The organism is Xenococcus sp. PCC 7305 (genome assembly GCF_000332055.1).
Classification (GTDB): domain Bacteria; phylum Cyanobacteriota; class Cyanobacteriia; order Cyanobacteriales; family Xenococcaceae; genus Xenococcus.
Map to the genome: position 1 here is coordinate 1 of NZ_ALVZ01000054.1, position 10,166 is coordinate 10,166.

Here is a 10,166-nt window from a genome sequence, read left to right on the forward strand (position 1 = left end):
TGCCGCTGCGCGGAAGTAATAAGTAATAAGTAATGAGTAATAAGTCTTGATACATCAGCTTTTTACTCCTCGTTGATAGATAGCTTATTTACGCCTACGTCTACTAGCCGCAAAAATACTCAGTGAGCAAAATATTGCTCAAGCTTTATCCGCCTCTAACCATACAGAATCACCTTGGCGAATGGTTCCTCCTTGGATTACCGAAAGTCGAATACCCGCAATGACCTTGTTGTGTTTAGCAGTTGTTTTCAAAATATTCAAATCTTTTGGTAACTCTGGTTGCTCTAATGTCGTTACAACACATCGCGGACAGAGGGTATCAATTTTCAAGCTCACAGAATCTCCAATGGAGAGAATTTGACCAACCCAGGCATTCTCAATAAATTCTGCTGACTTTGATTGAGTATCAATAAGAAGATTGGGACGAAAGCGACGACTATCAAACTGACCAGTAGGATAAAGTTCTTGTAAGCGATCGAGAGTGGCAGTGGTAATAGCGTGAATGGGACAGGAATCGAAAAAAGTACCTGGGGGCATAAATAATTGGGTCACCGTATCTTGATGGTCAGTGCCTTCCACATCAGGCCAATATTGATCGAGGCTGGGAGCTTCAGGTACAGCAGAAAGGAATTTGATCTCTCTATCTAGCCATTGGGATAGCAGAGTGTTTATCTCAGCTTGTTCACTGGTAACAGTAGAACCATTGGGAAGTTTAATATGAACTGGAGGTATGGACTTGTCAGTCTGAGGTATTTGCTTCAGACTAGCATAGCAGTTGAGAAGGGATGACCATTTCTGGGGATTTTTCGCGCTGGCAATTCGGTTAGTCTTTTCGTCCCAGAGCGCATAAGCGCGATCGCCGAATAATCCTTGTGCGCCGACATCCGACCTATCTAGCTTTTCTCCCTGCATAGACTTGACTGGATAACGCCATAGGGATTTGAGACTACCAACAAATGTCCGCTTCATAAATAATATCTCGATTGCGCGCAGGCTTTTTACAATGGTTGAGCCACTTTATCACGAGCTCTTGAAGCCAAAGGTAGCAAGTCTTACGAATGAATCATCTCTTTTTCTCATCAAGCATCACTATTTTCCCATCTCGCCACTGCTCCAACTTGAACCATGCCCCCATCAATGACTTGTCCACAAGCACCACCACCCCAGTTTTTGTATAAGGCTGCTTTGAGACCTGGCAAGACTTCATCCATGCGTTCACAAGGTTTTGTTTCGGTGAAAATTCTCACTCGACATTCCCCAAGCCGTAGAATTCGTTTACGAGTATTGGCTAATTCTAATCCCCGCACCATGATGTTGGCGCGACGCTTCGATGGATCAATTGTGGCTCCTAGTTCCGTCATGATTCGTTCCCACACCGCAGCATCAATAATCGTTATCTGTCGTCGACCGCCTTGGTTCGCGTTTCCTACTAATCCTTTTCCTGCAATCATTTCAGCGCATTCTACCTGATCCATGGGGCCGCGCTTAGCTCGCTTAATCCATATGGCTTCAATTTGTCCTTTTTCCATCTTGAGCAGATTAATGTCTTTTCATCTTGACTGTAATTTTAATTTAGAGTATTTGGAAGTTAATCATAATCAACTTTTCTTCTCAATGCTTTTAGTTGCCCTCTTTTAGCTTTACGATCCATTCGCTTCTTTTTGGCTCCTTTAGTTGGCTTAGTTATAAATCGCCTTTTTTTTGTAAGTGACGCGTTTTTTATGAGGTCGAGAAGTCTTTTGAGAGCATCTTCTTTATTCTGTTCCTGAGTACGAAAATTTTGGGCTTTGATTATAACAACGCCATCTTTCGAGATTCGAGAATCTCTTAATTTTAAAAGCTTTTCTTGGTAAAAATCAGGAAGTGAGGATGCTTTAATATCAAAACGTAGATGTATGGCAGTGGCTACTTTATTAACGTTTTGACCGCCTGCTCCTTGAGAGCGAACAGCATTAATGTCGATTTCACGACTTGGGATAATAACTTTTTCCGAGATTTTCAACATTCTTTACTCATTACTTATTACTTATTACTCATTACTCCTAAACAGCCACCTAGATAAAAAAAGACTACTACTTAGGCAAGCAATAGTCAGGTTAATTATAAAACTTAAAGTTGATTATTATAGTATTTTAAAACTATGAATCTTGACCTGTATATCTTTGGAGTTGTGCTATGGCAGCCGATCCAATGTTAAAGAAAGCCCAACCAGCAGCGATCGCCAAAGGAGCAACAACAACAATAACGCGAAAATCCATGATTTTTACCCCCTCTTTAAAACTGTAATTCTACAATTGATTTTTTCAAACACCATTATTACTATCCAAATTTACCATGAAGTTGCTTCCTCATATCGGATCAGAATAATTTTTAGGGATTAGAAGATGATTTTAGAGTAATTTGCTCATAGGCAGTTTTTAAATTGATAGGATACAACCCCTGAAATCTATAGTCTTGATAAGCCTCGGGAATTTCGGCGGCACTTTCTAGCGCTTCAGCTTCTGATAAACCCAATTCTTGCCATTTGCGAGCCATTAATTCTAATTCGTACAAATAACCCTTTAAGCTTTCCAAGCTGTAGCGATCGCCAGTTGTCCCATGTCCAGGAACAATGGTCGCATCGGAATATTTTTCACTTAAGTAATCGAGGGTTGCTTCCCATTTTAGAATGTCGCCATCGGCGGTATAAGGAAATTTCTGATTAAATAAAATATCTCCAGCAAATAACACCTTAGCATCGGGGATATAGGCCACGACATCCGTGCCACCAGAATGACCAGCTACTTCTTCTAATTCAATAACGCGATCGCCCAGCCAGATAGTACTGTCATCATCAATAATAATGTTCGGCACCGCAGGAGTCGGATCAGATTCTTGGTTTTTGACTAACATATCCTCACGAATGGTTCCCCTGCCAATAATAGGAATCTCTTGAGCCTGAATAGCCTTATTTCCCCCAGTATGATCGAAATGATAGTGGGTATTCAAAACATATTTGACAGGTAGGTCTGTCAATTTTGCCACTTCCGACAGCAATAAATTACCTAAAGCTTCATTCTGAAAAGGGTCAATTATCAAAACCCCATCATCCCCAATAATAATTCCCGCATTACAGATGGCAATATTTTCATTTGCAGGCGGATAATCCGTATCAGAAATCAAAGCATAGACATTATCCCCTACTTGTTCGAGAGTTAGTAAAGATGTTTCGAGAGTCAAACCAGGTTCTTGTGCTGTAGTGTAACTTTGAATACCAATCACCAAAAAACAACTGACAACTGTCCCCACTAATAAAGCTAAACTCTTACGCCATAGATGATTCATTTGCTGCAAGATAATTTTTTTTACTTTCTCCATTGTAATAAGACTCAAGACTTTTCCAAATTAGTTTAAACTCCTGCTTCCCGATTCCTGATTCGTTAATTTAACTTGTTCTTTCCATTCTTCTCTACTACCAAATACCTGAAAAATTAGATTCATTTTTGTCATGCTGAAAATTATTTGTACTTGATCATTCAAAGAACAAATATGCAATTCTCCCCCAGAATTACTAACTGCCTTCAAAGCCGCAACTAAAGCTCCAATGCCAGCACTATTCATAAATGTTATTTCCTGGCAATCAACCAATATAATATCTGTGCCCTTGCTCACAAAATCTATTGCTTGCTCACGTATTTGATTCCCGACAATGCCATCGACAATCCCCGAAGGTTGCATTACTTCAACTTTTTTAGTCATTACTTAATATTTAATTTTTTCGTCTTGCCAAGTCCCGTACTAAAGACTACACAAAGTCACTAGCCAAAAAACTTGATAATCAATAAACAATTTCTACCATCCTGCTCTGTGAAATAACTAAGGTGATCTGCTACCTTGTCCAAAATTTGAACACCTCGACCATGCTCAGCATAATCATCTACCCCTTGAGAAATTTTCAATCTTTGAGATTCTAGATCAAATCCCGACCCTTGATCCCAAACTTTGATAATTATTAATTGACTCAAAAACTTGACCCCGATCTCAATGGCAGTCGCCGAAGGTAAATCTTTATGAGCATGAATCACTACATTATCAAAAGCTTCACCTAATACGGTTTGGCATTCGATCCAGACAAGACTAGGTATTAAGGGATCTTTGACGCTTTCAAACCAACTTAAAACCTGAGCTAAAGCAGTAAGTTCACTTGTGACTTGTAACTTAGAATAATCATTATTGGACTTTATTTGACTTTCTAAATCAAACTCATGTGTTTTTCGTTCAGAAGGATTTGCAGCTTGCTTTGCCGAAAAACTATTACATGGTGTCAAATATTCAGGTTGCATTGGCGCGATCTCACTGTCAAGTTATGGCGGGTTGATGCAAAAAAATTATGGGTAGTTGATGACAACTTAGTTTAATATTGTATCCTACACTCCGCCTGTAACATTATTTTTTTGTACCGAATTGTCAAAAGCATATCTTATGATAATTCCCAATTTAGCCAGCCTTCAAATATCATGACCATCGCCAGAGTATCTAATTCACAATACTGTAATAGGCCAGTTTCGAGCATGTTGCGTTCTGAGTTGGACATCTGGGTAAATTGCATTCTGGCGTAGGCAGTGAGTGCTGCGGTGCCATTGTTTAATTCATTTTCTTGAGTTAATAACACCATATCCTTGTCAGAGACATCGAGAAAAAGCTTAGGTAGTAATTTATAAGGATCTTGTATCTGATTATTTATCCGCTGAACCCACTGGAAATCTTGAAAATTAGAGCCTTGGATCTCATTATTCTTGCCGTAATTCTTTTGAGAGTAACGCCTTTGAAGATAAGCAGAGGAATTGAGTATCGCAGGAAGCACTTGCTTGATGGAGTTTGATCCCTTTGTGTAAGGGTCATAATAATAACTCTTGACCCATTCCAGGAGGTCTATCATATTACGCTCTCCTTCCCAAGAATCTTTTTGGTTTCTATTGCGAGAAGATTTAGAGATGCTCTTGATAAAATCCTTGAGTTCTTGGTGATCTTTTGGTGGACTAGGTTCTGCTTCGAGTTGCTTATAGATATGATTAAGATAGGTGTTTTCGTGATGAGAATAACGGAAAATAGAGCCATTATCCTTGGTTAACTGCGTTTTGAGTTGGCGGGTGAACTCGTAGTTAGGAAAAAAATCTTTTTCTGTATTGAGATATTCCCCTTGATGTTTTACCGTTCCGTCCGATTCCATTTGATGGTGGGAAAACTGAAAGGCAATTGGTTCATAGGGTCGTCTTCCCATATGAAAAGGAATGGCAGATTGAATCGTTTCAAAATCAATAAAATGTAGCGGAAAAGTCAGTTTTGAGATTTCTGCCTGCAAACCTTGAAGATCAATTTTTGGTTTATTATCTTGAGTCTGAACTTTAAATAACTGAAGCCGCTGTCTTTGCGAGGTTGACATGCCAGGTTTATCGTCTTTTTTTGTGGCAAGCATCTCCTCGGGAATATCAGAAAGTCTATAGATGCCCTCAGCGATCAATTTATCCTTAGAGCGGTAATTCCACAGTTCCAGAATCGTCGGTTCGTCGAAATCTGCTTTAGTCCAGTTCAGGTGATGAGACCAACATTCTTGGAATCCACTTTTAAGCCCTTGTGTTTCTTCTTTATCAGTAACTTTAAATTCACATTTAGCGCACTTTGTTCCGAGCTCTGACCAAAGTCTGTGATTATTTTTATAGGCTGTGGAAAATTGCTCAACTGTTTCGGGAAAGGTCTGAGCCAAATTTTGGTCTTCATTATTAAGAATTACTTGAACCGCTTCTTGAACAGGTACTTTGATCAGAATTTTCTCTGTCATTTCTTCCCGAGTTAGCGACGAGGTCTCTACTTTTACTTTGCGATCGCCATTTCCCCTCTTGAGCAAAAACTTTTGATAAAGTCCATCTGTAGGGCATTTTGCTTGTTTATCTGCCAAAAGAAGATAAGGAGTGACATGGAGATCGGGAAATGACTTCCCGAAGACAAATGTTTGAAAGGCAATGTCTTGAAGATAGGGACGCCAATCTGCTTTGATTCCTCCAGTCTTAGTTAAAAAAGATGGTGTTTTGTTCTTGTCATAGGATTTCGCTTTGACTTCAATCAGTTCAACCGAGTTACCCTGTTTTACTAAAATATCTGCTCTAATGAAGAGATTGTTATGTTTAATAGCAGCCTCAAAAAGAGTAATATTTTCTTGGTTTAAGTATTTACTTGTTTGAGCTAGAGCCTCTTTCGGATCAACTGCGGTGATATCTTGGCCTTCTCCATAGTAAAGCTTTGCCAATGCCCCAATCTGCAACCCGCCCTCAGCAAGTGCTTTTAAGAAAGAATCTTCTAGTTTTGTATTTGAGTATTCGTCTTTTTTCTTGGTGTAATAGAGTTTTGTTGGACATTCACATGCCAGGGTAAATAGTGATTTTGTGAGGTATCGGGGCTTGAGAGTCATGGGATTGTTCAGTTTGCGCTAAAAACTAGGAGTTAATCTAACACGCCTGATGTGGGTTTGCTTAGTTTGGATTTAATTCCTTAAGCTGTTAGCTCTTAACTCTAAACAAAATCAGTTTCATCAATATCTATCGCATCAATGTTAATCAGAGTAGCTAAAGTTTGACTACTACTCGTTTCAATAATGTCGGTATCTGAGCCATTTTGACTAATTGTGAGCTTACCGAAAGTTAGACCACCAGTCAGTAGCAATTCATCTAAACCATCTTGAAAATCGGTAATAATATCTTGGTCAACAGTGTCACCAGAAACGATGGCAAAGCGATCATTACCAAGTCCCCCAGTTAAACTATCAAGACCAAGACCACCAAATAAAACATCATCATTGTTTTGACCCAAAAGTGTATCATCACCAGATCCCCCATAGAGAGTATCATTTCCATCTTGACCCAAGAGACGATCATTATTCTCTTGTCCAAACAAAAGATCTGCTTCATTTTGACCTAACAGAGTATCATTGCCAACTCCACCATCGAGGGTATCATCACCATCTCCTCCAACCAAGCTATCATCACCATCTTGACCAAACAGCAGATCCGGATCTCCCTGTCCCAAAAGAGTATCATTGCCCAAGCCACCATCGAGGGTGTCAATGCCATTAGCCCCCACTAAGCTATCATCATCATCACCACCATTGAGGCTATCAGCTCCAGATTGACCAGCAAGAGTATCACTGCCAGTATCACCCAAGAGAGTATCATTACCACTATCACCATTTAAGCTGTCATTGTCATTTCCTCCTGCAAGAATATCATTACCTGTACCGCCTTTTAGAGTATCATCGCCATTGTTTCCAGCTAGACTGTCATGATCATCCAGACCTCGCAAACTATCATTGCCTGCTTCCCCGTTGAGAGTATCATTACCATCGAGTCCCATTATGGTGTCATCTGCTGCCGAACCCCAAATACTGTCATCTTTAGCTGTACCAAGGAATAGATCATCTTTGGTGTTATCATCATCTATTCCATCAATGACAATCTTGACCGTGCCATGAGCGATCGCGCCATTACTATCAACTAATTTGTAACCAAAGCTATCGGTGGCAAATTCACCTGGTTCGAGGAATTCAAATTGACCATTGGGATCGTAATCAAAGGTGCCATTCCCATTATCGGTAACTAGCCCTAGGGTTGAAGTAGTATCGATACTTTCTAGGGTAAAGCTATCTCCTTCGGGGTCACTATCATTAGCGAGGACATCATCTGTAGTAAAGGCTGTATCTTCATCGGTGCTGAATTTGTCAGTAGTAGCAATGGGAGCATCATTAATACCATCAATAGTGATAGTTACAGTAGCGGTATCAGTTTGGTCACCATCGCTGATGGTATAGGTAAAGGTATCGGTGGCAGTTTCCCCTGCACTGAGGGAGTCAAAACGACCATCGGGATCGTAGTTAAAGGTGCCATCCCCGTTGTTAAGCACTAGACCGAGGGTTGATGTTGTATCAATGCTAGTAACGGTAAGGGTATCTCCATCAGCATCGGTATCGTTAAAGAGCACGCTGCTGGTGTTAAAGATCGTATCTTCATCAGTGCTGAAATCTCGTCCAAAGATGACATAGCTTTCTCCTGAACCACTGCCATTAGGGTCAGCTCTATCTGCACCAATAATCAGGTCAGGAGTACCATCACCATTGATATCCCCCGCATTACTTACCGCAACCCCTAATTGATCACCATCATCAATCCCATTGAGGACAAAACCATTACTGCCATCTAAACTAGAAAGCTCAATCGTGCCCGAACTGCCAACATCACTGCCGCCAAACACTACATAGCTTTCTCCTTCATCATTACCATTAGGGTCACCATATAGTGCCCCGATAATCAGATCATCCGTGCCATCTCCATTAACATCCCCGGCATTACTTACCGAATAGCCTGATCGATCATCTTCATCAATCCCATTGAGAATAAATCCATTGCTGCCATCTAAACTAGAAAGCTCAATCGTGCCCGAACTGCCGAGATTGGTGCTGCCAAACACCACATAGCTTTCTCCTTCTGCATCACTTACTGGGTCAGCGAAAGGTGCCCCAATAATTAGGTCATCGATACCATCTCCATTGATATCCCCGGCATTACTTATCGATTCGCCTGATTGATCACTACGCTCAATGCCATTGAGGACAAATCCATTACTACCATCTAAACTAGAAAGCTCAATCGTGCCAGAATTGCCGACATCACTGCCGCCAAAAACCACGTAGCTTTCTCCTGATTGACTACCATTAGGATTAGCACTTCTGGCACTAATAATCAGGTCAGCGAAGCCATCTCCATTGACATCCCCCGCATTACTTACCGAACGGCCTGAATAATCAGTAGGATCAATGCCATTGATGATAAAACCATTGCTGCCATCAAGTACTGAAAGCTCAATTGTGCCTGAACTGCCGACATCACTACCGCCAAATACTACATAGCTTTCTCCTGAACCATTACCATTAGGGTCTGCCCTAAATGCCCCGATAATCAGATCATCTAAACCATCCCCATTGACGTCCCCCGCATTACTTACGGAGTAGCTTGAATAATCACGCTCATCAATCCCATTGAGGACAAACCCATTGCTACCATCAAGTGCGGAAAGTTCGATGGTTCCCAAACTGCCGACATCACTACTGCCAAACACCACATAGCTTTCTCCTGTATAACCGCTACTAGTATCAGCTCTATCTGCACTTATTATTAGGTCAGCGGTGCCATCCCCATTGATATCTCCGGCGTTACTTACCGAACGGCCTGAATTATCATAAGCATCAATCCCCTTGAGAACAAAACCATTGCTGCCATCGAGGGCGGATAGTTCAATCGTGCCCGAACTGCCGACATTACTGTCGCCAAACACTACATAGCTTTCTCCTTCATTATTGTTATTAATGTCTGTGAAAGGTGCCCCAATGATCACATCATCAATACCATCTCCATTAACATCTCCGGCATTACTTACCGAATAGCCAGAATTATCACCTAGATTAATACCGTTGAGGACAAAACCATTGTTGCCATTGAGCGCCGAAAGTTCAATTGCAGCGGAAAATATTATCGAATCATCATTGGCAACCGGAGCATCCTCGATCCCAGTGATTGTGATGGTTACAGTAGCTGTATCAGTTTCCCCATTAGCGGTTACTGTATAGATAAAAGTATCGCTAGCAGTTTCTCCTGGTTTGAGGAAATCAAATTGACCATTGGGATCATAGTTAAAGGTGCCATCACCATTGTTGGTAACTAGTCCCAAAGTTCCTGTAGTTTCAATAGCAGTTACAGAGAGAGGATCTCCATCGGCATCGGTATCGTTAAACAAGACACTGCTAGTTGTAAACGAGGTATCTTCATCGGTATTGAAATCTCGGCCAAACACCACATAGCTTTCTCCAGCTTCACCATTGCCATTAGGGTCAGCTTGATTTGCACCAATAATCAGGTCGGCGGTTCCATCCCCATTGACATCCCCCGCATCACTTACCGAACCGCCTGAATAATCATTAGCATCAATGCCATTGAGAACAAAGCCATTACTGCCATCGAGGGCAGATAAATCAATTGACGAGCTGGGGTTGCTGCTGCCGAACACCACATAGCTCTCTCCGGCATTACTATTAGCTCGATATGCCCCAATAATAATGTCAGCTATTCCATCCCCATTGACATCTC

At 41.1% G+C, this 10,166-nt stretch carries 9 protein-coding genes; all 9 read right to left on the minus strand.

All coding sequences use genetic code 11. The annotated features are described in order from the left end of the window. Positions 1-138 precede the first annotated feature (138 nt). Positions 139-969, minus strand: coding sequence for an MOSC domain-containing protein (locus XEN7305_RS01220; RefSeq protein WP_006507492.1), 831 nt, complete (start codon positions 967-969; stop codon positions 139-141). 110 nt (positions 970-1,079) lie between these two features. After that, positions 1,080-1,529: an MOSC domain-containing protein gene (locus XEN7305_RS01225; protein ID WP_006507493.1), complete on the minus strand. Its 450-nt coding sequence runs from the start codon at positions 1,527-1,529 to the stop codon at positions 1,080-1,082. Positions 1,530-1,588: 59 nt separating this feature from the next. After that, positions 1,589-2,005, minus strand: coding sequence for an alternative ribosome rescue aminoacyl-tRNA hydrolase ArfB (gene arfB / locus XEN7305_RS01230; RefSeq protein WP_006507494.1), 417 nt, complete (start codon positions 2,003-2,005; stop codon positions 1,589-1,591). Between the two features lie 133 nt (positions 2,006-2,138). Beyond that, positions 2,139-2,258: a photosystem II protein Y gene (locus XEN7305_RS01235; protein WP_006507495.1), complete on the minus strand. Its 120-nt coding sequence runs from the start codon at positions 2,256-2,258 to the stop codon at positions 2,139-2,141. A gap of 112 nt (positions 2,259-2,370) precedes the next feature. After that, complete coding sequence (locus XEN7305_RS01240) at positions 2,371-3,357, minus strand: MBL fold metallo-hydrolase (RefSeq protein ID WP_006507496.1); 987 nt, start codon at positions 3,355-3,357, stop codon at positions 2,371-2,373. Between the two features lie 27 nt (positions 3,358-3,384). Continuing rightward, positions 3,385-3,738 carry an STAS domain-containing protein gene (locus XEN7305_RS01245; protein WP_006507497.1) on the minus strand — a complete coding sequence of 118 codons (354 nt, stop codon included), beginning with the start codon at positions 3,736-3,738 and terminating at the stop codon, positions 3,385-3,387. 59 nt (positions 3,739-3,797) lie between these two features. Further along, complete coding sequence (locus XEN7305_RS01250; protein WP_006507498.1) at positions 3,798-4,322, minus strand: ATP-binding protein; 525 nt, start codon at positions 4,320-4,322, stop codon at positions 3,798-3,800. Positions 4,323-4,459: 137 nt separating this feature from the next. Continuing rightward, positions 4,460-6,445, minus strand: a complete 1,986-nt coding sequence (locus XEN7305_RS01255; protein ID WP_006507499.1) for a DUF2779 domain-containing protein — start codon at positions 6,443-6,445, stop codon at positions 4,460-4,462. A gap of 101 nt (positions 6,446-6,546) precedes the next feature. After that, positions 6,547-10,166: cadherin-like domain-containing protein (locus tag XEN7305_RS26275; protein ID WP_006507500.1), on the minus strand; the 3,620-nt coding region annotated here is incomplete at its 5' end.

Excerpts from the sequence above, each read along its gene's own strand:
- arfB (WP_006507494.1), bottom strand. The coding sequence starts at position 2,005 with ATGTTGAAAATCTCGGAAAAAGTTATTATCCCAAGTCGTGAAATCGAC.
- XEN7305_RS01220 (WP_006507492.1), bottom strand. The coding sequence starts at position 969 with ATGAAGCGGACATTTGTTGGTAGTCTCAAATCCCTATGGCGTTATCCA.
- XEN7305_RS01235 (WP_006507495.1), bottom strand. The coding sequence starts at position 2,258 with ATGGATTTTCGCGTTATTGTTGTTGTTGCTCCTTTGGCGATCGCTGCT.
- XEN7305_RS01225 (WP_006507493.1), bottom strand. The coding sequence starts at position 1,529 with ATGGAAAAAGGACAAATTGAAGCCATATGGATTAAGCGAGCTAAGCGC.
- XEN7305_RS01250 (WP_006507498.1), bottom strand. The coding sequence starts at position 4,322 with ATGCAACCTGAATATTTGACACCATGTAATAGTTTTTCGGCAAAGCAA.
- XEN7305_RS01245 (WP_006507497.1), bottom strand. The coding sequence starts at position 3,738 with ATGACTAAAAAAGTTGAAGTAATGCAACCTTCGGGGATTGTCGATGGC.
- XEN7305_RS01240 (WP_006507496.1), bottom strand. The coding sequence starts at position 3,357 with ATGGAGAAAGTAAAAAAAATTATCTTGCAGCAAATGAATCATCTATGG.
- XEN7305_RS01255 (WP_006507499.1), bottom strand. The coding sequence starts at position 6,445 with ATGACTCTCAAGCCCCGATACCTCACAAAATCACTATTTACCCTGGCA.